Below are 20,875 nucleotides of genomic sequence, written 5' to 3'. Positions count from 1 at the left end.
TGGGGCTTTTACTAGCTGTGCTGTAGGTTAGCGCAGCGTGGCTGCAAAGCGTTGCTGCAGCATCGCCAGTAGCTGTTCAAGCTGAGCGTTGATCTCTTCATCCGTCAGCGTGCGTTCTGGATGCTGCCAAGTCAGACCCAGCGCGAGGCTCTTTTTGCCTTCTGCAAGGTTTTGGCCTTGGTAGACATCAAACAGGTGAACGCGTTTTAAGCTGGTCTCTGCTTCCTGCTCGATGGCGTGCACCAGTTCGCCAACCTGCTGGTGTTGATCAACAACCAGTGCGAGATCACGACGCATTTCAGGGAAGCGTGAGAGGCCGGCAAAACGGGCAACCTGGCCTTGCATCAAGCTTGTGAGCTGGATTTCAAAAACAAAGGCGCTGCCTTTGAGATCAAAATGGGCCGCCACCTGAGGATGGAGCGCGCCAATCCAGCCGGCTTCTTGCCAGCCTTGCGGCGTGAGGCGACTGATTTTGGCGCTTTGGCCTGGATGCAGTGCTGGGTGCTGGGCGGCCTCAAAGCGCCACTCTTTGGCTTGACCGCCAAGTTGCAGCAGGGCCTCAAGATCACCTTTTAAATCAAAGAAATCCACCTTGTCTTGGCTATCACACCAGGTTTCAGCATGTCGAGGGCCTGCAATCAAGCCTGCCAGCATCGGCTCTTGTTCTAGCTGTTCGCCACGAGGGACAAAGCGTAAGCCAGTTTCAAAAAGGCGTACACGGGCTTGCTGGCGCTTTTGATTGTGGGCGAGGGTTTTGGCCAGTCCAGGAATCAAGCTGGTGCGCATCACGGCCAAATCACTCGAGATCGGGTTGCTCAGCGCTAAAGGCGGATGCGCTGGATCACAGATCTGCGCAGAAGCCGTATCAATAAAGCTATAGGTGATGGCTTCTTGATAGTCGCGGGCAACCAGAGCCTGACGCAAGCGGCGTAGGCTGACTTGGGATTCAGGCGTACTCTGAATCAACAGGGGTGCTGTCGGCGCTGTAGTGGGCAGGCGATCATAGCCATAGACGCGGGCAATCTCTTCGATCAGATCGACTTCAATACTGAGATCAAAACGGAAGCTGGGAGCCAGAGCGCGCCAACCTTCACTGATTTCCTGCACTTGCAAACCAAGGCGTTGCAGGATGTCGGTCACTTCTGCTGTCGGTAGCTGGCAGGCCAAGAGTTGATCAAGACGTGGGCGGCGCAGCAGGATTTCAGCGCGTTCAGGCAGGTGAGCCTGGCTGGTGTGATCGACCACAGGGCCAGCCTGACCGCCACTGATTTCGAGAATCAGCTGGGTGGCCCTTTCCATCGCGCGTTCTTGCAGAGCAAAATCAACGCCGCGCTCAAAGCGGTGCGAAGAGTCCGTATGCAGGCCGTAGCGGCGCGCCTGACCGGCGAGGGCGAGTGGATCAAAGTAGGCGACTTCGAGCAGGATTGCCTGCGTTGAGTCTGAGCAACCGCTCCCTTCACCCCCCATAATGCCAGCCAAGGCAAGGGCTTTACTGTGATCCGCGATGACGAGGCTAGAAGGATCGAGATCAATTTCTTGACCATCGAGCAGGGTCAGCTTCTCTTGTGGCTCTGCAAAGCGCACTCGAATGCCTTGATCGATCTGCGCTAAATCAAAGGCATGCAGGGGCTGGCCAAGTTCAAGCATCACATAGTTGGTCACATCGACGAGTGGATCAATGCTGCGAATACCGCTGCGACGCAGACGCTCTTGCATCCATAAGGGTGTGCTGGCTTGCGGGTTGACGCCGCGAATAATGCGGCCCAAATAGCGCGGGCAAGCCTCAGGGGCCAGCACTTCAATGCTGGGTGTCTCTTCTAGGCTGACTTCGGTGGTGTTGCGCACAGGTGGTGTGACGCTGATGCGATTGAGTACGCCCACTTCACGCGCTAAGCCAGCAATCGAGAGGCAATCGCTGCGATTGGGGGTCAGATCAACATCAAAGAGATAATCATCGAGCTGTAGATAGGCGCGCAGATCGGCGCCAACAGGGGCGTCCGCGGCCAGCTCCATGATGCCATCATGGGATTCAGAAAGGCCGAGTTCCTGCTCAGAAGAGAGCATGCCGTGAGATTCGACTTGGCGCAGCTTGGCCTTTTTGATTTTGAAATCGCCGGGTAAAACGGCACCGATCTGCGCAAAGGCGGTTTTGAGGCCAGCACGCGCATTGGGGGCACCACAAACGACTTGATGGGTGTTCTGGCCATCGCTGACCTGGCAGACCTGGAGCTTGTCAGCATTGGGGTGAGGCTCGGCGCTGATGATTTCACCCACGATCACACCTGAGAAGACGCCAGCAGCGGGTTCTAAACTATCGACTTCCAAGCCAGCCAGCGAGAGCTGGGATTCAAGTTCTGCGGTGGTGACAGCTGGGTTCACCCATTCACGCAGCCAGAGTTCACTGAATTTCATGATGTTTTTCCTTATCAGGCAAGATGCGCTTAACGCAGCTGGCTCAAGAATTTGATGTCGTTATCGAAGAACAGGCGGAGGTCGTCCACGCCATAGCGCAGCATGGCGAGGCGCTCGACACCCATGCCAAAAGCAAAGCCAGTAAAGCGCTCAGGATCAATGTTGGACATGGCCAGCACCTTAGGATGCACCATGCCGCAGCCGAGAACTTCGAGCCAGCGACCATCGCCTCGATCCACATCCACCTCGATCGAAGGCTCAGTGAAGGGGAAGTAAGAAGGGCGGAAGCGTACGCGCAGATCCTGCTCAAAAAAGGCCTGTAAGAACTGGTGCAGGATGCCTTTAAGATCAGCAAAGCTGATATTTTCGTCGATAAATAACCCCTCGACCTGATGGAACATCGGTGAGTGAGTCATATCGGAATCGCAGCGATAGACACGACCAGGGCAAAGAATGCGCATGGGAGGTTGCTGGCTTTCCATGCTGCGCACTTGGACCGGTGACGTATGGGTGCGCAGGAGGGTATGAGCGTCAAAATAGAAGGTATCGTGCATCGCGCGCGCTGGGTGATGCGCTGGAATATTCAGCGCTTCGAAGTTGTGGTAATCATCTTCAACTTCAGGGCCTTCGGCGACGGTAAAGCCGATGCTGGCAAAAAAATCTTCAATACGCTGAATCGTCTTGGTGACGGGGTGGAGACCGCCCAGTTGTGCTTGGCGTCCTGGTAGCGTGATGTCGATCTGCTCTGCGGCCAGTTTGGCGCTCAGAGCGGCGCTTTCGAGCGCTTCTTTGCGTGTTTGTAGGGCTTGTTGTACCTGCTGCTTGGCCTGGTTGATAATGTCGCCGGCCTTGGGGCGATCTTCTGGCGCGAGCTGCCCGAGTCCTTTAAGCAGGCTGGTCAGCTCTCCTTTTTTGCCCAGAAACTGGACACGAAGGGCTTCCAGTGTCGCGATATCTTGAGCCTGGGTGATCTGCTCGAGGGCACGGCTAACCTGTTCTTGAAGGTTGAGACCTTCGATCGACAGGGGGGAGAGGTTTTCCATCTGCACAGCTCCAGTGAAAGGTGTAAGGAGATCGTTAAAATCAGCACGTAAAAAAGGGGAAGAGCCAAGCCCTTCCCCTGATCACAACTTTTAATCTTGCGGATTAAAAGCGAGCTTTTGCAAGCTGAATGCTAAAAAATCAGGCTAAGGCCGCTTTTGATTTTTCAACAATAGCTGCAAAAGTGGCTTGATCGTGAACAGCGATATCGGCCAGAACCTTACGGTCGATAGCGATATCTGCCTTCTTCAAGCCAGAGATGAAACGGCTGTAAGACATGCCGTTCATACGTGTGGCAGCGTTGATACGCGCAATCCACAGCGCACGGAACTGACGCTTACGTACACGACGGTCGCGGTAGGCGTACTGGCCAGCTTTGATAACAGCTTGCTTAGCAACGCGGAATACACGACTACGGGCACCGTAGTAGCCTTTTGCGAGCTTAAGGATTTTTTTGTGGCGACGACGCGCCTGAACACCACGTTTTACACGGGCCATAACAACAGACTCCTGACAAAAATAAGAAAGAAAAAGGCTTAAACGCTAGGCAGCATACGCTTGATTAATGGCAGGTCAGCAGCAGAAATCTGCTTCATGCCACGCAGCTGGCGCTTACGCTTAGGGCTTTTCTTGGTCAGGATGTGGCTACGGAAAGATTGCTTGTGCTTGAAGCCTTTTGCAGTTGGCTTGAAGCGCTTGCGCGCACCACTGTTCGATTTAATCTTTGGCATTACGTTTAACTCCACAAGTGCATTCTAAGAATGCGTTTCAAGGGATGGGGCATGATCCAAGCCCATAAATAGACACTCTCCTGCCAAGCTGTGGGCATCATCGATGCCTGAACTCAGCAGGAGAGGGGATCATTTCTTCTTGGGTGCAATCATCATGACCATTTGACGGCCCTCTAAGCGAGGACGCGATTCAACGACCACTGTATCACCCAGTTCTTCTTCGATTCGTTGATAGAGACGCAGACCGATATCTTGGTGTGCCATCTCACGTCCGCGGAAGCGAAGTGTGATTTTAACCTTATCGCCTTCTTCAAGGAAGCGTTTTACGTTACGGAACTTGATCTGGTAGTCACCTTCTTCAGTTCCGGGACGGAATTTCACTTCTTTGATCTGGATTTGTTTCTGTTTTTTCTTCTGAGCATTTTTGGCTTTCTTTTGCTCAAACAGATACTTGCCATAATCCATGATCTTACAGACGATGGGATCGGCTTCTGAAATCTTGACCAGATCCAATCCGGCTTCTGCGGCTTTATCCAAGGCCTCTTGTAAAGGAACAACGCCGATCTGCTCGCCTTCATGGCCGATCAGACGGACTTCAGTGGCTTGGATATTCTCATTGATTGGGGGCAGATTTTTCTTAGGATCCCGCCCTCTCATTGGATTAGCGCGCTTGATTGTTGTATCTCCATTTTGTTTGGTTGATCAGCAAGCTGGTTTGCGCTTTTCGAGCCATCTCGTATCGATCATTGATCACACAAGATGACCCGAAAAATAAGCTCTTTTAGAAGTTGCGTTCCAAGAGCTTGGCTTGCAGTGTTGCTAAATCATAATTGCCTAGGTTTTCACCGTGACGGGTTCTCACCGAGACAGTGCGCGATTCCACTTCTTTGTCACCAACAACAAGCAAGTAAGGAACCTTCGCTAGGGTATGCTCTCTGATTTTAAAGCCTATCTTCTCATTTCTCAAGTCGGTTTCGATGCGAATGCCTTGAGCATGGCAGATTTGTGCTAATTCTTGTGCGTAATCAGCCTGCTTGTTGGTAATATTCATCACCACAGCTTGGACAGGTGCCAGCCAGGTTGGTAGATCACCCGCATAGTGCTCGATCAAAATGCCGATAAAGCGCTCGAAAGAACCGAGAATCGCGCGATGCAGCATTACTGGGTTCTTACGCTGACCATCTTCTGCAACATATTGAGACCCGAGGCGACCTGGTAAGACGAAATCAAGCTGTAAGGTACCGCACTGCCAGACGCGGCCGAGGCAGTCACGCAGCGAGAACTCGATTTTAGGCCCGTAGAAGGCTCCTTCGCCAGGCTGTAAATCCCAAGGTTTGCCGATTTTGTTCAGCGCGTGCTCTAAAGCATGTTCGGCTTTATCCCACAGGCTGTCATCGCCAATCCGGCCTTCAGGGCGCGTGGATAGTTTGAGCTCAACATCGGTAAAGCCAAAGTCGCGGTAGACATCGAGCGTCAGCTGGATAAAGCGTGCGGCCTCGTCTTCCATCTGCTCTTCTGTACAGAAGATATGGGCATCGTCTTGAGTAAAGCCACGTACGCGCATTAAGCCATGCAGTGAACCTGAAGGCTCGTTGCGGTGGCAGGAGCCAAATTCAGCCATACGCAGGGGGAGATCACGGTAGCTTTTCAGGCCTTGATTAAAGATCTGCAGGTGGCAAGGGCAGTTCATCGGCTTGATGGCGTAATCCCGATGCTCAGAAACCGTAGTGAACATATTGGACTGGTAGTGTTCCCAGTGGCCGGAACGTTCCCAGAGTACCTTATCGACAACCTGGGGTGTCTTGACCTCTTGGTAGCCATTGTTGCGCAGAATGCCGCGCATATAGGTTTCCAGGGTTTGGTAGAGGGTCCAGCCATTGGCATGCCAGAACACCATGCCGGGCGCTTCGTCTTGGATGTGGAAGAGATCCATGCGTTTTGCCAGTTTGCGGTGATCTCGCTTTTCGGCTTCTTCCAGACGATGTAGATAGGCTTTGAGTTCTTTTTTATCACCCCAGCAGGTGCCGTAAATGCGCTGGAGCATCTTGTTTTTCGAATCACCGCGCCAGTAGGCACCCGAGACGCGCATGAGTTTAAAGGCCTTGATCTTGCCTGTGCTGGGCACATGTGGGCCGCGACATAGATCAGTAAAATCTCCTTGACGATAGAGAGAAAGGATCTCGTGCGCAGGGATATCGCGAATGATTTCGGCTTTATAGTGCTCGCCTTGCTCTTCAAAGAAGTGGATGGCTTCATCGCGCGTTAACGTGAAGCGCTCGACCTGAATGTCTTCCTGGACCAGTTCAGCCATTTTTTTCTCAATGGCGAGCAGGTCTTCAGGCGTAAAGGCTTCTTCGCTATCAAAGTCATAATAGAAGCCATCTTCAATGACGGGACCAATGGTGACTTGAACCTGAGGGAAGAGCTTTTTCACCGCCATCGCCATCAGGTGGGCGCAGGAGTGGCGCAGGACCTCAAGGCCCTCTGCATCCTTGGCAGTGATGATCGATAACTGGGTGTCTTCTTCAATCAAAAAACTGGTGTCGACAGCTTGGTCTTGGATCTTGCCGGCCAGTGCGGCCTTGGCAAGGCCAGCACCGATGGATTCGGCGACCTGTGCGACAGTAACGGGGTGTTCGAAAGGACGTTGGCTTCCGTCTGGAAGAGTGATAACAGGCATGATTTTTCCTGAGCAGTGGTGTCCCTTACGAGAGGACACTTGTGTTTTAAAAGACGCTTTTTCTCCACGTTTGGCGCCCCTCAAACGAAGAGGAGACTTTCCCAAGGCGGTGCATAAGCGGCGAAGCAAGTAGATGAAAAACAGCGACTTGGTGTATCCAAGCCGCTGAAAATGATGACAGGCTGATCTGAGTCTGTCTAGTTGCTGTGTGTTTCTTCTTGATAGAGCAAGCCTTGTTGAGGCAGGGGGTGACCATCAAACTCAGGCTGGTTGCCTTTGAGTTGGAGTCGACCTTGCAGAAACCAGCGCGTGACGAGCGGGTAGAGCAGGTGTTCTTGAACCTGCACCTTGCGCGCCAGCGAGCTTTCGTCATCTTCGAGATCAATCGGCACCTTGGCTTGTACTATCAGCGGCCCGCCATCCAGTTCTTCAGTCACGAAGTGGATGCTGACGCCGTGTTCGTTATCGCCAGCCTCAAGTGCGCGCCGGTGGGTGTGCAGCCCTTTATATTTGGGCAGCAGCGAGGGGTGGATGTTGAGCAGGCGGCCAAAGTAGCGCAGCACAAAGGCAGAAGATAGAATCCGCATGAATCCGGCGAGCAAGATCAAATCGGGTTGAAATTGATCAATTTCACGAATCAGCTGTTGATCATAGTCTTCACGGCTGGAGAAGTTCTTCGGGCTGATGCACAGCGTGGAGATGCCTGCTTGTTTGGCGCGTTCAAGTCCGTAGGCGTCAGGTTGATCGCTGATCACCGCGCAGATTTCACCGCCGAGGCCTTCTTCTGTCTGCTGTGCATCGATCAAGGCTTGCAAGTTGCTGCCACTGCCGGAGATCAGCACAACCACCCGCCGAGCTGCAGCGGGTTCACTCGAAAACATCATGCGTTGATACCCTTGATCTGGACCTGCTCTTCTTGACCTTCACGTGGGGCGATCTGGCCCAGAGCGAAAACGGTTTCTCCGGCTTCAGTCAGGGCTTGGGTGATGGCGTCTGCCTGATCTGCTGCGACAGCCAGCACCATACCGATACCGCAGTTCAGGGTGCGGTACATTTCTTTTTCGGGCACATTGCCGGCTTTTTGCATCCAGTTGAACACGGCTGGGCGCTGGTAGTGGGTCAGATCCAGCTGCGCGGTGCAGTCTTGCGGCAAAACGCGAGGAATGTTCTCGTAGAGGCCGCCGCCAGTGATGTGAGATAAAGCGTGAATGCCGACTTTGTTTTTGAGCAGTGGCAGCAAGGAGCGAATATAGATACGAGTCGGCTCCATCAAGGCATCGCGCAGGCGCTGGCCATCTTCCAACACCAAATCCAGATCATCACCGCTGACCTCGATCAATTTGCGAATTAAAGAGTAGCCGTTGGAGTGCGGGCCAGAAGAAGCCAGACCGAGTAGCAAGTCGCCCGCTTTGACTTGGCTGCCATCAATCACTTCTGATTTTTCTACAATCCCGACACAGAAGCCAGCGAGGTCATAATCACTGCCTTCATACATGCCGGGCATTTCTGCCGTTTCACCACCGACCAAGGCGCAGCCGGCTTGTTCGCAGCCAGTGCCGATGCCGGTGACAACATCAGCAGCAATATCAACGTCTAGCTTGCCAGTGGCGTAGTAATCAAGGAAGAACAGTGGTTCGGCGCCGCAAACGAGCAGGTCATTCACACACATGGCCACCAGATCGATGCCGATCGTGCTGTGCTGGTTCAAATCCATCGCTAAGCGCAGCTTGGTGCCGACACCATCGGTGCCCGAGACCAATAGAGGCTCCTTGTAGCCAGCAGGGATTTGACACAAGGCACCAAAACCACCGAGTCCGCCCAGCACTTCAGGACGGGCTGTACGACGGGCAACGCCCTTGATGCGTTCAACCAGCGCATTACCGGCATCAATATCAACGCCAGCATCTTTATAAGTGATGGGGGTTTTGCTTGAACTCATGAAGAACCTTCGTAAAGTATCTAAGGATGGGTGAAAGGCAAAGCGAAAACAGGCCAGGCCAAAAAATCGAGCCTATTCTAACACTCTCCGCTTCCATTGCTCTACGCGACTGGGTAAATTGAGGTAAGATTTATCTTTCGTTGCTTTTTTATAGGTGGATTTCTGCTGTGTCTTTAACTTCTCTGTACGCTCGTCTTGGATGGCATCGGTCTTTATTGGGGTTCGTGTTGCTTTTGTGGATCGCTAGTTCAGCTCAGGCCGCTCACCTCTATCAGATCAGCATTCCTGTGACCGATACCACTGCAGCAACACGGGCCGAAGCAGCGAACCAAGTGCTGAGCCGTCTGTTGGTGCGTTTGACAGGTGAGGCGGCCATTGCTGCTGCCTTTCCTCCTGAAGACTTTGCAGCAGAGCCTGAGCTTTATCAGGAAGATCCAGCCTTTGATTTATGGCAGAGTTTGAGTGAAGCCCAGCAATGGGTCGCCGAATTTAGCTATCAATCGACAGCGGTGCGTCTCACGGATGAGCAGGGCAGGCCGGTACCGACACAGCTGCTGGTGCTGACTTTTGATGAGCAGGGCATTAGGCAATTGATACGCCGAATGGGCTATCGCGTCTGGGATTCTACGCGGCCGCGTTCTTTGATGTGGATCTTGCTGGATGGGCGTCAGGGGCGTTATCTGGTGAACCCGAGCACCAATGCAGCGCTGGCTGAAGTGGTTGAGCAGCAGGCTCAGGAGCGGGGGATTCCTGTTACTTTTGCCGATCTGACACGCCATGAGCAGGAGCCGAGTCTGCTTTCGGATTTATGGGGCGGCTTTGCCCAGCAGATCCTGCGCGCCTCGCAGGTGTATGAGGCTGATCATATCGTGGTTGCGCGTATCAGTAGTGATGGCCAGCGTTGGGTGCTGCTATTAAGCCAGCCCGGCCTGAGCGGTGTGCGCGAGCAGCGGTTGACCGATACCACCTTGGGTGGTGTGCTGCGACAGGCGGTGAATGCGACCAGCGAAACCCTGGCCCAGCATTATGGCGGTACGAGTCAGCAGCATGTTTCAGGTCAGTTGCGAGTACGTGTTACAGGGATCGAAACCGCACAAGATCTGGCACAGGTCTTACAGCGTTTACAGCGCCTGTCTGTCGTCGAGAGCCTGCGCTTGCATCAGGCGCAGGCACAGATGATTGAGCTGGATCTCAACTTGAATGGGAATCAGCAGGTTTTGCGTGCTAATCTTGCGCTAGATAGCGGGTTGGTTGAAGTCAATCCGTTGCCTTGGCAATTGAGCCTCGAAGATCAGTCAGAGCTGGCGCCAGTGGATTTGATTCTGCGTTGGCAAAGATAAGAAGGAAGGTGGCTTTGCTCAATATCAAGCAATCAAGGTAGGCAAGGAGATATGGTCAGTCAGCTTTCCCTCGGTGTGAACCTGCAGGATACGGCCAGATTTGATAACTTTTTGGTTGGTCATAACGCGGCCTTACTGGCGCAGCTTGAGCAGTTGGTCGAAGCCAAGAGTTTCCAGTTTATTTATCTTTATGGTCGAGCCGATGCAGGTAAAACCCATTTGCTGCGAGCTTGTGAGTATGCTGCTCAGCAGCGATCTCGACCCCAGCTGTACTGCTCCCTTGCTGAACAGCAGCGTCATGCCGCATTTTTGGATCAGCTCGCTCAAGTCAATCAAGGTCTTGTGTGCCTGGATGATGTGCATCAGGTTTTGGGCGATCCCGTGTGGGAAGAGTCCCTGTTCCACCTTTTTAATCGCTTACGTGAGCAGGGAGGGCAGTTGTTGATCAGTGCTGATGTGGCGCCTGCTTATCTTCCTGTCAAGCTGGCTGATTTGGCTTCTCGTTTGGCCTGGGGATTGACCTATCAGGTGCAGCCTCTTGAGGATCAAGCTCAATTTGATGCTCTGGTGCTCAGGGCGCGTCAGCGTGGTTTGGCCTTGCCTGATGAGGTGGCGCGTTATTTGCTCACACGCAGTCCTCGTCGTTTGAGTGGCTTGTTTGCCCTATTGGATGTGCTGGATGAGGCGAGTTTAAAAGAGCAGCGTAAGCTCACTATTCCCTTTGTGCGCAGTGCGCTGGGGTGGGCGCATCATCGTGAAGATGATTAAGTTTTTATGCTTTAACTTGCAGTCTGATGGGGATTCATCTATAAATTGTGGACATAGCTTTTTTAGGGGCTGCCGGTTGAATCCAGCAGGAAATATTCAGCGTCAGAAGGAATACCACCTTGGCACTTATTCCCGAACAGGATCTTGCTAAAATTGTTCAGCAGTCGCTGGATTTGGTTGTGGTTCTTGATCCCGAAGATCGAACCTTGGCCTTTATTAACGAATTTGGTGCAAATTGGCTGGGGCTGGATCTTGACCAACTGCTGGGCAAATCACCGACCGACTTTCTGCCTGAGCTCACTGATGCTGAGCTAGAGTGTATCGTTGATAACCTACGTACATTGGAATCCTATGAAGGTTCAACCTTAGTGACGCCAGTGAAGCGCCGCATTGGTACAGATCATGACTTTGAGTTTCGCTTGCAGCTGATCGAACTCAATGACCGAGAGTATATACTGGCAACAGGTCGTGATATTGCAGAACGCGTTGCAGTCACAGATTCAGTGCATACTATGTTGGCCGTGGCTCAGGAAGAATCCAAGCAAGATAAGACCACCTCTTTGTTGCAGCGTGATGCTTTCTTGCAAGTGTTCCGTGAGCTGGTTGAGCAGGTTGGCTCACATGGTTTACGCCTGACTTTGGTTGTCATTGATTTGAAAAATCTGCATGAAATCAATGATCAGTTTGGACAGAGTATAGGCGATCGCATCCTAAAAAATATGGGTGGTTTGATGCATAAATGCTCAAAAGATGCCGATATTTGTGCGCGCTATAGTGGTCGTAAGCTCTGTATCCTCATGCCCGAGCAAGGTCAGCAGGATGGTTTAGGTGTAGCCGAGAAGGTGAATCAGGCTTTAGCCAAAGTGCAATTCAAAGAGTTTCCAACCTTGCGGATTCATTCCAGTATCGCGGTAGCTGAGCTGCCTGAACCAGGTGAGCCGGCTTTGTTGCTCGATAAGGTGATTACGCGACTGCGCGAGATGCGTACGCCCGAGCCTCATGAAGTACATCGTCTCGGACTGTTGAGCCTCCGCATCAGCTAGTCTGGATGTTGCAATAAAAAGCCTCAGAGCCTTTTGTGCTACTGGGGCTTTTTTGTATCTGTTGATCCAATACAGAGCGGGTTGATTGCATACCAGCTCAAGGTGTCATGTCTTTGGGGCTTGGCATCTGCGCTTAAGTGGCTAAAATGAGCGCAAATTCGTGAGGGATGCTATGTTCCATAGTCAGGTGATACGTCAAAGAAAAACACCGCAATTTGCAGTGGCGGTGCAAGAAGAATTTTTGTTGGTTGATCGAGAAAGCTTAGATGTCATCGTTGAGCAGCCGCCAGCTTTAATCCAGTCGCTTAAGGACCACCTGGGAGAGAAAATTCGGCCTGAATTTTTGGGTGCCCAGATCCGCACTGCGACAGGTTTTCATGAGGATACTGAGCAGCTAGCGGATGAAGCTTATCAGTTACGCATGCAGTTGAAAGATCTGGCTGCTGAATTTGGGCTTGCCCCGATGGCGGCGGGCACCCATCCTTTTGCAGACTGGCATCGTCAGCGTCAGACGCGGGATGGCCAGCAGCATGCGATGGCGCTTGAGCTGCGGGACTTATCACGCCGTCTATTAACGTGCGGCATGCAAACCAAGGTGCTGATTGAAGACCCGGATCTGCGCATCGATTTGATGAACCAGGTTTCTTATTTTGTGCCACACATTCTTGCACTCTCAACCAGCTCGCCTTTCTGGCTGGGGGCTGCTACGGGCCTGAAAAGCTATCGGATTAGTGCCTTCTCTGAATTACCTCGAACGGGCTTACCCGATCTTTTTGACTCCTGGGCTGATTTTGAGGCGCATACTGGCGTTTTGATTAACTCAGGAATGATCGAGGACATTTCGCGTTTGTGGTGGGATTTACGCCCTTCAAGTCGCCATGAGGCGCTTGAAATGCGTGTAGCGGATGCCTGTACGCGCATTGAGGATGCGATTGCTATCGCCTCTTTATACCGTTGTCTTCTAAGGTATCTCTACCGACTCAAGCTCAAGAACCAACGCTGGCGGAGCTATGCGCGGATGTTGATTAACGAAAATCGCTGGCGCGCGCAGTGCTATGGTATCGATGCAGGTTTGATCGATCTGGGGACAGGTGAGATTCGCCCTTATAAGCAGCTGATGGTAGAGCTTGTTGAGATGCTGCAAGAGGACGCACAGGCACTGGGCTGCACCTTGCAGCTAGAGCACTGTATTACCATCTTGAATCGAGGGACCAGTGCTCATTTGCAGATTGGAACCTACAAGTCGGCTGTTCGTGCAGGAAAAACCGAACAGCAGGCGTGGGAGGATGTCGTGCGCCTGCTGCTGGATATGACGGTTCAGGGCTAGAGGCTAGTCCTCAAGGATCGCGCCGCGTAGCTGCATGCCTCGCCAGCGACCATAAAACATCGCTGCACTAAAGAGGGTGAAGCTCAATAAGGCGAGGAGGGCGCCTAATCCGGCCTTACCTGGCAAGATAAAGGTGGTCACGCCATGCATAAAGTAAACTAGGCTGACAAAGCACAGCCAAGCGTGAACACGGGGATTTTTGCTGAGTAGGCCGGGCAAAAAGCCGAGTAAAGGCAGCCATAGCACAGCAAGAATCACCCAAAGGCGGCTTTCCTCTGGCAGAGGGAAAATCGTAATGCTGGCGAGCAGCGCGGCAAGTAAACCGAAATAGCTGCCTAGTGTGAGCCAGCGGCTGATTAAAAGTTTGGTTTCAAGTTCTTTTCTAGGTAAAGCGGCTGCGGGTTTCATCGAGAGTACGACCTATTTTTTGGACGAGTGAAGTGGCAATAGCTGTAAAGCCAGCTCGGCAATGCGTCGTCCTTGCGCTTTGCATAAGACGGCTTCGTCGGGGGAGAGTTCGTTGCCCTGCTCTTGATGAGCCCAGTGACTTGCGCCATAGGGTGTACCGCCTTGCTGAGTGCGGGACAGGGCTTCTAGGCTGTAAGGCAAGCCAGCAAAGACCATGCCGTGATGCAGTAGTGGCAACGCCATGGTCAGTAGTGTGCTCTCTTGGCCGCCGTGGAGGCTGCTGCTTGAGGTGAAAACGCCGGCTGGCTTATTGATCAATGCGCCAGACATCCACAGTGCGCTGGTTGAATCGATAAAGTACTTCATCGGTGCCGCCATATTGCCAAAGCGGGTCGGGCTGCCTAACACTAGGCCGGCACAATGGCGCAGATCTTCTTCGCTGCAATAGAGGCTACCTTCTTCGGGAATACTTGGCAGCGTGGCTTCACAGGCGCTGGAGACAGGCGGAACGCAACGCAGACGCGCCTCTATCCCCTTCACTTCTTCGACGCCCTGCGCAATCAGGCGTGCCGTATTGGCGACACTGCCGTGGCGTGAGTAGTAGAGCACGAGAATATAAGGCATAGTGCTATCCTTGTGTGGCTGTTGGCAGCAGTGAGAGGAGATCCTCGGGCGGACGTCCAATTTTGGCTTGGTTCTCGATGATCAAGACTGGACGCTGCATCAATTGTGGATGCTCGCTGAGCAGGGAGATGATCTCCTGATGGCTGAGATCTTCTGCTGATCGCCCCAGCGCTTGAAACGCAGCATCGCCAGTGCGGACCAGTGCGCTGGGTGGATCGATCAGCTGCGCCAAGAGGGTTGAAAGCTCTTCGGCTGACAGAGGCTGCTGCTGATAAAGGCGCAGGTGAAGCGCTAGCTGAGGCTCGGCTTCGAGTAAAGCGAGCGCTTGCCGTGATTTAGAGCACTGAGGGTGATGAAGCAGTGTTGCAGATACCATAGAATCAACCTGAATCATGAAGGTGAATTGAATCTCAAGCTATGTGTGTTGCATAGTTTACCAGTCTCTCGTCGGGAATGAAGAATGATGCGTCGTTTGTGGGCAAAAATACAGCAGCAAGAATGGGTTCGTAGGCCCTGGCAGATGCTAGAAGGGGCTTTCCTTCTGCCGTTGCGTCAGATCGTTGGACGCTTTATACAGGATGAAGGGCCGCGTAATGCCGCAGCTTTAACCTACACTTCCTTGTTTGCTGTCGTTCCTTTGCTGACGGTGATCTATTCCATGTTGGCAGCTTTGCCTGCCTTTCGTGGTGTGGGTGAAGAGTTGCAAGAGATGCTGTTTGATCATTTTGTGCCCGCGACGGGTGCGGTGATGCAAGATTATATGGGAAGCTTTGCCGATCAAGCGCGCCAGTTGACTCTTGTTGGGGTGGCGGTGTTGATCCTGACGGCAGGCATGATGATCGTCAATATTGAGAAGGCGTTTAATGGTATCTGGCGGGTTGAAAAGCCACGCCGTGGTGTGCAGGCCTTTCTGCTCTACTGGACAGTGTTGACGCTGGGCCCGCTCTTGTTGGGGGCAGGGATGGTGCTCAGCTCTTATCTTGCTTCTATGCCCTTGTTGGAGCAGCTCACCGGAGCGGTGGGTGGGCGAGCGACAGTGCTGGGTTATTTACCTTTTGTTTTTAGTATGACAGCCTTCACTCTGTTGTATTGGGCTGTGCCGCACTGCCGTGTCAGGTTACGCGATGCAGCATTGGGTGGGTTGGCGATGGCCTTGCTGTTTGAAATCGCTAAAAAAGTCTTTACCTGGTTTGTGACTCATTTTCCAAGCTACGAATTGGTTTATGGTGCCTTTGCGGCCGTGCCTGTGTTTCTTTTATGGGTTTATGTGTCTTGGTTGTTGATTTTGTTATGCGCACAATGGGTGGCCTATCGAGGCCTTCCTCAAGCCAGTGAGCAGCAGGGCCACTATCCGCCAGCCATTACTCAGCTATTGATACTGAAAGGCGTATGGGAGGCTTTTGATCAGGGTGTGGGCGTCAAGGATGTGCCGCTGCGTCGTGAGGCGGGTGATCCGCCTTTACTGATCTGGCAAGAAACGATGCAGGCTTTGCAGAGCCAGCACTGGGTGGTTTTTGATGAAGAGCATCAGGAGTGGCTGCCGGGTCAGAATTTGATGTGTATTACATTGGATGCCTGGTTGCAGAGCTTACCTTGGAGCTTGCCGCCACGAGATCAGTGGCCGCCGGCTTTGGCATCCTGGTCATTATTGAATCACCAGATGGCTGAGCTTGAAGCCTATCGTCAGCAGCTTTTCGCTCGGCCTTTGCCTGAGTATTGGCAACAAGCAACAGCGCAACAGGAGAATAAAATATGAGGCGTGCTTTAGGCGTGCTGCTGATTCTGGTCGGCAGTCTGCTGCTGTATTGGGCTTATGATGGTGCGCAAGCCTTGCGCGCGGGGATCAGCTATGCCGAGTTGGGATGGTCGCCAGAGAGTCTATGGCAGTATGCTGTAACAGGTGTGGTTGCCTGGATCTTTGGTGGATTGATCCTTTGGCGCATGTGGCGCTCTTGATAAAGCTTGACACGAGAAAAAGCAGCCTTATAATACGCATCCATTGAAGGGGCTATAGCTCAGCTGGGAGAGCGCTTGCATGGCATGCAAGAGGTCAGCGGTTCGATCCCGCTTAGCTCCACCAATTTTATGCTTGCTGCCACAAGCGCAAAAAACCGATGAATCCTTAGGATTGATCGGTTTTTTTGTGCGCGCTTTTCTCGCTTGCGGCCTCCTTGCCGCATGGCTTCCGTCTCTATTCGCTGAATTGAATCGTCGGGGCTGGCGCTTCTTCAAGCTGGCTAAGTTGCAGAATCAACTGCTCAGCAATCTGGCCAAAGGCTTGGCTGGTCGGGCTTTCGGGTTCTTGCGCCACGGCCGGTGTGCCTGCATCCATCAGTTCTCTCAGGCGTCGCGTCAGTGGTAGTTGCCCAAGTAGCTGTGTTTGATAGTCTGTGGCAATGCGCTCGCCGCCGCCGCTACCAAAAATAGGCTCGCTATGACCGCAAGAAGAGCAGGTGTGCAGGCTCATGTTCTCAATGACGCCGAGTACAGGCACTTTCACTTGGCGGAACATTTCGATGCCGCGTTCTGCATCGAGCAGTGCGATATCTTGGGGGGTCGTCACAATAACGGCACCAGTCACCTTCACCTTCTGTGCCATGGTGAGCTGGATGTCGCCCGTGCCTGGTGGCATATCGATCAGCAGAAAATCTAAATCAGACCAGCGGGTTTGGTTGAGCAGCTGCTGAAAAGCACTGGCCGCCATCGGGCCGCGCCAGATCATCGGCGTGCTTTGATCAACAAGGAAAGCCATCGACATCAGTTGGATGCCTTGGGCTTCGATAGGATCAAAGCTTTGGCCATCTTGGCTTTGGGGTTTTTGTGTCGGACTGACGCCAAACATTTGTGCCTGGCTCGGGCCGTAAATATCCGCATCCAATACGCCAACACGATGGCCAAGTTTTTGTAGAGCCAAAGCGAGATTGGCCGTTACAGTCGATTTACCAACGCCACCCTTGCCAGAGGCAACGGCGACAATATTTTTTACACCTTCGATCACGGGTTTTCTCCTCAAACAGGTCCTTGGCATCTTAGCTTGCTTTGTGGAGCGAAGCAAAGCTTGTACTGAACGGATCGTGACTCAAACCTCCATAAAAAATCATTGTTTTTCATGGGGTTAATTGAATGTTGTGTGCTTGGTTGGCTCGGATCACCACAAGAGGGTCCAAAGGCCAAGGCCAATAAAGAGCAGGGCGGTGATCCAGTGTAACTTATCCAGCGAGATTTTATCGAAAAGCAGATGCCCTGCCAGAATAACGGGAAGATTGGCGGCCAACATGCCAGCGGTCGTGCCTAGAATGACACTGACCAGGGCCTGCTCAAAGTGAGCGCCGAGCGCAACAGTGGCAACCTGAGTTTTATCGCCCATTTCAGCAATAAAAAAGAGTACCAAGGTGGCGATAAAGGGGCCGTATTGAAACCAGCGTTGGGGGGTGTCCTCGTCGTCGAGGCGATCTGGGATCAGCATCCAGAGTCCCATCGCGATAAAGGAGAGGCCAAGCAGCCAGCTGAACCAAAGTCCATCCAGCCAGTGGGCGGCAATAGCGCCCAGCCAGGCGGCAGCGGCATGATTCAGCAAGGTTGCGAGCAGAACACCCCAAATAATAGGCCAGGGACGCCGATACTTGGCAATAAGCAAGAGGGCGAGAAGCTGGGTTTTGTCTCCAATTTCGGCCAAAGTGACCAGTAGGGTGGAGACGATAAAGGCACTGAGGTGAGAATCACCAAAACTGCTGAGGTAGGTGTTCAAAGAATCGAGTAAAGACAAGAGAAATCCTAGGAGGCTGGCACAAAAAAACTGAACACAACTCACGCCAGCCTCGACTGGTGGGTTGGGTTCAGGTCTCGTTAGGCCAGAAGGCTATTGATGCCATGGTGTGCTCACCAAGAATGTTGACATCAATCTCAGATTAAAAAGTAATCTGAGCAACTACTCCCCTAAACTTGATTTCTTGCATAAGAAATCACTTTTTGGTGCCCGGGGCCGGACTCGAACCGGCACAACCAAAAGGTCGAGGGATTTTAAATTATTTATAGTAAAACTCTTTAAAACCCTTTCCCAGCAAAAACAAGCGTTTAGGGCAGTAGCTGCTAGTTTCGTTACTGGTTAGAACCCTTTGTTTGGGTACCGCCATTGTACTCAGCTATTTCCATTTTGCAACATCCTAGGCTATGGATTCTTCTTTTTCTGTGATCAGTCTGGCGTCGTTCTCTTTCAGCTTGAATCTGTATAGCTTCAATCCAGCAGATTCGAATGCCCGATTCATGATCCAGTCCCGCTTTTGTCTGTCGTCACGTTCATGGCTTGCATCATCAAGTTCAGCTGCACAGATGATTTTGAAGTCTTGATCGGTTACGACATAGTCAACGTGCCACTGGCTTATTTGCCTGAATGCTACTTTTTCATCAAATGAGCCCTTGCGTATTTCTGACCAGTTGACGTTGAGTAGATCGACTACTCTGACTTGTGCAAAAATCCTTTTATCGTTTCCGAATTTCTCCTGCATGTGATGGAAGAACTTTCTCTCCGTTTCTGTCATCAGGTGCGATTTGCCTCTGTAGACTTTTTTTCCATCCTTTAGCCATTCTCCTACTTTTCCAATTTCTTTAACTTCTTCTGACGCCTCATTTTCTTTTGTATCTTTATTGTTCTTATTGAGTGAAGCGTAAAAATTATCACTGGCCTTTTTGCCTGTTTTAATCTCAATTTCACTTTTTTCTTGAGAGGTTTCTAATTTTTTTGTTCTTCGCAAAGTTTTGGTTTTTTTCTCATTTTCATACTTTGCCTCTTTTTTCTCCTTTTTTTCTGTCTTTGATTTTTTTGATATTAAATTTGCTGCTACTATTACCGCTATTGCTAAAATGAACCATCCCATTATGCTTCCTCCTTTTGCCTTCCTCCTTGGAACCAGGCTGCATTTACTCTCGCAGCCAGTTTTATTCCGTCCCTGTTCTCTTCAGCTCCTTTTGCACATCCTTCGACATTGGGCTGATTTGACCTATATCAGGTTCTTCCCCTCCTGTCATAAGCCACCATCTGAATTCAGGGTACGCTTTACCTAAAATTTCTATCTCGGCTGCACCGAACCTCGCTTTTCCACGTTTTATGTTTTGCCACCGCGTATAGCTCGTTGACCCAAGTCTATCTAGCTCCGCTATGCTTGTTTTTTCTAGCAATAGCATTGCTCTATCGTCTATGTTTTTTTCCATAGTAATAACTCATCATTTTTCTGTTTTGCACCCTTTACATGTCCATAGTCCATGACTACACTGTTCCTATGCACTTTGTACATGTCTTTATAGCTTTCTTGGACAACTAGATAGGATGCGTACTGAACGAAGGATTTAACTTTCTTTGTGCTTCTCCTTTCTTGTTACCCATTGCAACCCATTACAACCCAACGCAAGCAGTATAGCAAAAGGACTCAAGCTATGAACCAACAAGCTTCCATTCCTGAAATCGCTCCGGCTCCCCAGCAGTTAACTGGTGCAACTGTGTTTGCTCCTCTCGTTACTCGCGAAACCTTCGCTCGCCATATCGGTTTAAGCGTCCGTGTTATCGATGGCTGGATTTCAAACGGTTATCTCCCCACCGTCAAAATGGGCAAGTATTCCCTGGTCAATGTCGCTCTTTTATCTAAGCAGTGTTTAGAGCACGAAGGCGGTGCATCATGACTCAGCAAATGATGGCTATAAAAATTGATTTTGCTCTTGCTGTTGATGATGCATTGGTATCAATTCAAAAGGCGTCAGAGCTTTTTTTATCTCTGCGTAATTCATTTGATGGCAATCCAGTCCTAGAGACTGAACTCCAGATTGAGCTAGAAAAGTCCATTTTATACTTGAAGGCGTTGAAATCTGGTTCCATGCAGATCCCTTTCTACACTGATGGAGGTGCATCATGATTAAAAATAGAATGAAGTCAGATGCTCTCTTTCTCCAAGCTCATTTAAGTGCAGTCGTTTTCTATTCTGTTTTTCAGGATGATTTACACTCAGGCCATTTACATTTGTCTTTCAGGCCATTGGCTGATGATGCGCATATTCAAGTGCATCCTAAATATGTGCTTGATTCTGAGACTCAAAAGCTCACTATCACTTTGTTTGATATGGATTTTTATAGTGTTGATCATTTTGCATTCTATTTGTGCGCAAAATACAAGATCAATTTTGTTCTGGCTGGTGGAATCATTCAAGACCTGATGATTCATCATCCGCCTTATAAAAATCATCCATTCGTTGGCGTTTCTGACTCTCTTGATGTGCCAGGTCAAAAGAATACGATTTTATATTTTGACTCTGCTACTCAGCGCTCAATGATTTCTCACTTTACCCAGCAGCAGTGTGCTTTGGTGCAGTCTCAAGCTAAAGACCTCTTTTTAGCGCCTGATGTCATTAAGTCTCTAGAAGACCGACTCGATTATTTAGGACGTGTTGCAAATTTGAATTATCACACCTATCGCTCTGCGACTTGTGATTTTTAGCGTTATTTAAATCTTGAGTATTGCTCAAGCCCATGCAAGCAAGCTTATAGCTGTCTGCATTAATCAAACAGCTCCAGGAGC

General features: G+C 51.2%; 24 protein-coding genes, 1 tRNA gene and 1 riboswitch. Of the genes, 10 read left to right on the top strand and 15 right to left on the bottom strand.

The genetic code is table 11. The features are described 5' to 3' along the window. Window positions 1–27: 27 nt before the first annotated feature. The 8 genes from pheT to purM form a co-directional block, all read right to left on the bottom strand. Complete coding sequence (gene pheT, locus V6U78_RS07520; protein ID WP_405339025.1) at window positions 28–2,412, bottom strand: phenylalanine--tRNA ligase subunit beta; 2,385 nt, start codon at window positions 2,410–2,412, stop codon at window positions 28–30. 29 nt (window positions 2,413–2,441) lie between these two features. Beyond that, window positions 2,442–3,455, bottom strand: coding sequence for a phenylalanine--tRNA ligase subunit alpha (gene pheS / locus V6U78_RS07515; RefSeq protein WP_405339023.1), 1,014 nt, complete (start codon window positions 3,453–3,455; stop codon window positions 2,442–2,444). 139 nt (window positions 3,456–3,594) lie between these two features. Further along, window positions 3,595–3,951 (bottom strand): 50S ribosomal protein L20, encoded by a 357-nt coding sequence (gene rplT / locus V6U78_RS07510; RefSeq protein WP_405339021.1) that lies wholly within the window; start codon window positions 3,949–3,951, stop codon window positions 3,595–3,597. 38 nt (window positions 3,952–3,989) lie between these two features. Continuing rightward, on the bottom strand, window positions 3,990–4,184 hold the full coding sequence (gene rpmI / locus V6U78_RS07505) for a 50S ribosomal protein L35 (protein WP_405339019.1): 195 nt from the start codon (window positions 4,182–4,184) through the stop codon (window positions 3,990–3,992). A gap of 129 nt (window positions 4,185–4,313) precedes the next feature. Next, window positions 4,314–4,841, bottom strand: a complete 528-nt coding sequence (infC, locus tag V6U78_RS07500) for a translation initiation factor IF-3 (RefSeq protein ID WP_405339017.1) — start codon at window positions 4,839–4,841, stop codon at window positions 4,314–4,316. A 124-nt stretch (window positions 4,842–4,965) separates the two neighbouring features. Next, a complete protein-coding gene (gene thrS / locus V6U78_RS07495; protein ID WP_405339015.1) occupies window positions 4,966–6,864 on the bottom strand; it encodes a threonine--tRNA ligase in 1,899 nt (632 codons plus the stop codon). A gap of 197 nt (window positions 6,865–7,061) precedes the next feature. Further along, window positions 7,062–7,748: a phosphoribosylglycinamide formyltransferase gene (purN, locus tag V6U78_RS07490; RefSeq protein ID WP_405339013.1), complete on the bottom strand. Its 687-nt coding sequence runs from the start codon at window positions 7,746–7,748 to the stop codon at window positions 7,062–7,064. Beyond that, window positions 7,745–8,803, bottom strand: a complete 1,059-nt coding sequence (purM, locus tag V6U78_RS07485; protein ID WP_405339011.1) for a phosphoribosylformylglycinamidine cyclo-ligase — start codon at window positions 8,801–8,803, stop codon at window positions 7,745–7,747. The genes purN and purM overlap by 4 nt, the downstream gene beginning before the upstream one ends. Window positions 8,804–8,970: 167 nt before the next feature. On the opposite strand from purM, the gene V6U78_RS07480 reads away from it, so the two are divergent. From V6U78_RS07480 to V6U78_RS07465, 4 genes are all read left to right on the top strand, one after another. Further along, complete coding sequence (locus tag V6U78_RS07480) at window positions 8,971–10,143, top strand: DUF2066 domain-containing protein (RefSeq protein ID WP_405339009.1); 1,173 nt, start codon at window positions 8,971–8,973, stop codon at window positions 10,141–10,143. Window positions 10,144–10,194: 51 nt separating this feature from the next. After that, window positions 10,195–10,911, top strand: coding sequence for a DnaA regulatory inactivator Hda (hda, locus tag V6U78_RS07475; protein WP_405339007.1), 717 nt, complete (start codon window positions 10,195–10,197; stop codon window positions 10,909–10,911). 119 nt (window positions 10,912–11,030) lie between these two features. Then, window positions 11,031–11,954, top strand: a complete 924-nt coding sequence (locus V6U78_RS07470; protein ID WP_405339005.1) for a GGDEF domain-containing protein — start codon at window positions 11,031–11,033, stop codon at window positions 11,952–11,954. Between the two features lie 172 nt (window positions 11,955–12,126). Beyond that, window positions 12,127–13,281, top strand: a complete 1,155-nt coding sequence (locus V6U78_RS07465) for a carboxylate-amine ligase (RefSeq protein WP_405339003.1) — start codon at window positions 12,127–12,129, stop codon at window positions 13,279–13,281. 3 nt (window positions 13,282–13,284) lie between these two features. Here the strand turns inward: V6U78_RS07465 and V6U78_RS07460 are convergent, their stop codons facing one another. Genes V6U78_RS07460 through V6U78_RS07450 form a run of 3 tightly spaced genes read right to left on the bottom strand, consistent with a single transcriptional unit; the run spans window position 13,285 to window position 14,689 of the window. Next, window positions 13,285–13,689, bottom strand: coding sequence for a DUF2069 domain-containing protein (locus V6U78_RS07460; RefSeq protein ID WP_405339001.1), 405 nt, complete (start codon window positions 13,687–13,689; stop codon window positions 13,285–13,287). A 12-nt stretch (window positions 13,690–13,701) separates the two neighbouring features. Further along, the gene (wrbA, locus tag V6U78_RS07455; protein WP_405338999.1) at window positions 13,702–14,313 is read right to left on the bottom strand and encodes an NAD(P)H:quinone oxidoreductase; all 612 of its coding nucleotides are present in this window, start codon (window positions 14,311–14,313) and stop codon (window positions 13,702–13,704) included. Window positions 14,314–14,317: 4 nt separating this feature from the next. Next, window positions 14,318–14,689: an arsenate reductase family protein gene (locus V6U78_RS07450; protein WP_405338997.1), complete on the bottom strand. Its 372-nt coding sequence runs from the start codon at window positions 14,687–14,689 to the stop codon at window positions 14,318–14,320. 84 nt (window positions 14,690–14,773) lie between these two features. Between V6U78_RS07450 and V6U78_RS07445 the strand changes: the two genes are divergently transcribed. The 3 genes from V6U78_RS07445 (at window position 14,774) to V6U78_RS07435 (ending at window position 16,393) form a co-directional block, all read left to right on the top strand. Continuing rightward, window positions 14,774–16,069: a YihY family inner membrane protein gene (locus V6U78_RS07445; RefSeq protein WP_405338995.1), complete on the top strand. Its 1,296-nt coding sequence runs from the start codon at window positions 14,774–14,776 to the stop codon at window positions 16,067–16,069. Beyond that, entirely contained in the window at window positions 16,066–16,269 is a 204-nt protein-coding gene (locus V6U78_RS07440; RefSeq protein ID WP_405338993.1) for a DUF3185 family protein, read from the top strand. Before V6U78_RS07445 ends, V6U78_RS07440 begins: the two co-directional genes overlap by 4 nt. Window positions 16,270–16,317: 48 nt before the next feature. Continuing rightward, window positions 16,318–16,393: transfer RNA gene (locus tag V6U78_RS07435), tRNA-Ala, on the top strand. 111 nt (window positions 16,394–16,504) lie between these two features. Here V6U78_RS07435 and apbC read toward each other — a convergent pair. The 4 genes from apbC to V6U78_RS07415 all read right to left on the bottom strand — a co-directional run bounded on the left by apbC (window position 16,505) and on the right by V6U78_RS07415 (window position 19,521). Further along, window positions 16,505–17,311: an iron-sulfur cluster carrier protein ApbC gene (gene apbC / locus V6U78_RS07430; protein WP_405338991.1), complete on the bottom strand. Its 807-nt coding sequence runs from the start codon at window positions 17,309–17,311 to the stop codon at window positions 16,505–16,507. 150 nt (window positions 17,312–17,461) lie between these two features. Further along, entirely contained in the window at window positions 17,462–18,079 is a 618-nt protein-coding gene (locus V6U78_RS07425; RefSeq protein WP_405338989.1) for a TMEM165/GDT1 family protein, read from the bottom strand. Between the two features lie 5 nt (window positions 18,080–18,084). Continuing rightward, window positions 18,085–18,262: riboswitch (yybP-ykoY riboswitch) on the bottom strand. A 214-nt stretch (window positions 18,263–18,476) separates the two neighbouring features. Beyond that, window positions 18,477–19,187, bottom strand: a complete 711-nt coding sequence (locus V6U78_RS07420; RefSeq protein ID WP_405338987.1) for a DUF2726 domain-containing protein — start codon at window positions 19,185–19,187, stop codon at window positions 18,477–18,479. A 61-nt stretch (window positions 19,188–19,248) separates the two neighbouring features. Then, entirely contained in the window at window positions 19,249–19,521 is a 273-nt protein-coding gene (locus V6U78_RS07415; RefSeq protein ID WP_405338985.1) for a hypothetical protein, read from the bottom strand. A gap of 222 nt (window positions 19,522–19,743) precedes the next feature. On the opposite strand from V6U78_RS07415, the gene V6U78_RS07410 reads away from it, so the two are divergent. The 3 genes from V6U78_RS07410 to V6U78_RS07400 are packed head-to-tail and all read left to right on the top strand — an operon-like array spanning window position 19,744 to window position 20,794. After that, window positions 19,744–19,986, top strand: coding sequence for a hypothetical protein (locus V6U78_RS07410; protein WP_405338983.1), 243 nt, complete (start codon window positions 19,744–19,746; stop codon window positions 19,984–19,986). Next, window positions 19,983–20,216 (top strand): hypothetical protein, encoded by a 234-nt coding sequence (locus V6U78_RS07405; RefSeq protein WP_405338981.1) that lies wholly within the window; start codon window positions 19,983–19,985, stop codon window positions 20,214–20,216. Before V6U78_RS07410 ends, V6U78_RS07405 begins: the two co-directional genes overlap by 4 nt. Then, window positions 20,213–20,794: a hypothetical protein gene (locus V6U78_RS07400; protein ID WP_405338979.1), complete on the top strand. Its 582-nt coding sequence runs from the start codon at window positions 20,213–20,215 to the stop codon at window positions 20,792–20,794. The genes V6U78_RS07405 and V6U78_RS07400 overlap by 4 nt, the downstream gene beginning before the upstream one ends. The last annotated feature ends 81 nt before the right edge of the window (window positions 20,795–20,875 follow it).

Source organism: Marinospirillum alkalitolerans (assembly GCF_045055655.1).
Taxonomy (GTDB): domain Bacteria; phylum Pseudomonadota; class Gammaproteobacteria; order Pseudomonadales; family Halomonadaceae; genus Marinospirillum; species Marinospirillum alkalitolerans.
Note: the sequence above shows the minus strand (reverse complement) of the source record. Positions and strands in the feature narration are given on the sequence as shown.

What these genes read in the sequence shown, in the direction of transcription:
- pheT (WP_405339025.1), bottom strand. Translation starts at nt 2,412, where the DNA reads ATGAAATTCAGTGAACTCTGGCTGCGTGAATGGGTGAACCCAGCTGTC.
- pheS (WP_405339023.1), bottom strand. Translation starts at nt 3,455, where the DNA reads ATGGAAAACCTCTCCCCCCTGTCGATCGAAGGTCTCAACCTTCAAGAA.
- rplT (WP_405339021.1), bottom strand. Translation starts at nt 3,951, where the DNA reads ATGGCCCGTGTAAAACGTGGTGTTCAGGCGCGTCGTCGCCACAAAAAA.
- rpmI (WP_405339019.1), bottom strand. Translation starts at nt 4,184, where the DNA reads ATGCCAAAGATTAAATCGAACAGTGGTGCGCGCAAGCGCTTCAAGCCA.
- infC (WP_405339017.1), bottom strand. Translation starts at nt 4,841, where the DNA reads ATGAGAGGGCGGGATCCTAAGAAAAATCTGCCCCCAATCAATGAGAAT.
- thrS (WP_405339015.1), bottom strand. Translation starts at nt 6,864, where the DNA reads ATGCCTGTTATCACTCTTCCAGACGGAAGCCAACGTCCTTTCGAACAC.
- purN (WP_405339013.1), bottom strand. Translation starts at nt 7,748, where the DNA reads ATGATGTTTTCGAGTGAACCCGCTGCAGCTCGGCGGGTGGTTGTGCTG.
- purM (WP_405339011.1), bottom strand. Translation starts at nt 8,803, where the DNA reads ATGAGTTCAAGCAAAACCCCCATCACTTATAAAGATGCTGGCGTTGAT.
- hda (WP_405339007.1), top strand. Translation starts at nt 10,195, where the DNA reads ATGGTCAGTCAGCTTTCCCTCGGTGTGAACCTGCAGGATACGGCCAGA.
- V6U78_RS07465 (WP_405339003.1), top strand. Translation starts at nt 12,127, where the DNA reads ATGTTCCATAGTCAGGTGATACGTCAAAGAAAAACACCGCAATTTGCA.
- V6U78_RS07460 (WP_405339001.1), bottom strand. Translation starts at nt 13,689, where the DNA reads ATGAAACCCGCAGCCGCTTTACCTAGAAAAGAACTTGAAACCAAACTT.
- wrbA (WP_405338999.1), bottom strand. Translation starts at nt 14,313, where the DNA reads ATGCCTTATATTCTCGTGCTCTACTACTCACGCCACGGCAGTGTCGCC.
- V6U78_RS07450 (WP_405338997.1), bottom strand. Translation starts at nt 14,689, where the DNA reads ATGGTATCTGCAACACTGCTTCATCACCCTCAGTGCTCTAAATCACGG.
- V6U78_RS07445 (WP_405338995.1), top strand. Translation starts at nt 14,774, where the DNA reads ATGATGCGTCGTTTGTGGGCAAAAATACAGCAGCAAGAATGGGTTCGT.
- V6U78_RS07440 (WP_405338993.1), top strand. Translation starts at nt 16,066, where the DNA reads ATGAGGCGTGCTTTAGGCGTGCTGCTGATTCTGGTCGGCAGTCTGCTG.
- V6U78_RS07420 (WP_405338987.1), bottom strand. Translation starts at nt 19,187, where the DNA reads ATGGGATGGTTCATTTTAGCAATAGCGGTAATAGTAGCAGCAAATTTA.
- V6U78_RS07415 (WP_405338985.1), bottom strand. Translation starts at nt 19,521, where the DNA reads ATGGAAAAAAACATAGACGATAGAGCAATGCTATTGCTAGAAAAAACA.
- V6U78_RS07410 (WP_405338983.1), top strand. Translation starts at nt 19,744, where the DNA reads ATGAACCAACAAGCTTCCATTCCTGAAATCGCTCCGGCTCCCCAGCAG.
- V6U78_RS07405 (WP_405338981.1), top strand. Translation starts at nt 19,983, where the DNA reads ATGACTCAGCAAATGATGGCTATAAAAATTGATTTTGCTCTTGCTGTT.
- V6U78_RS07400 (WP_405338979.1), top strand. Translation starts at nt 20,213, where the DNA reads ATGATTAAAAATAGAATGAAGTCAGATGCTCTCTTTCTCCAAGCTCAT.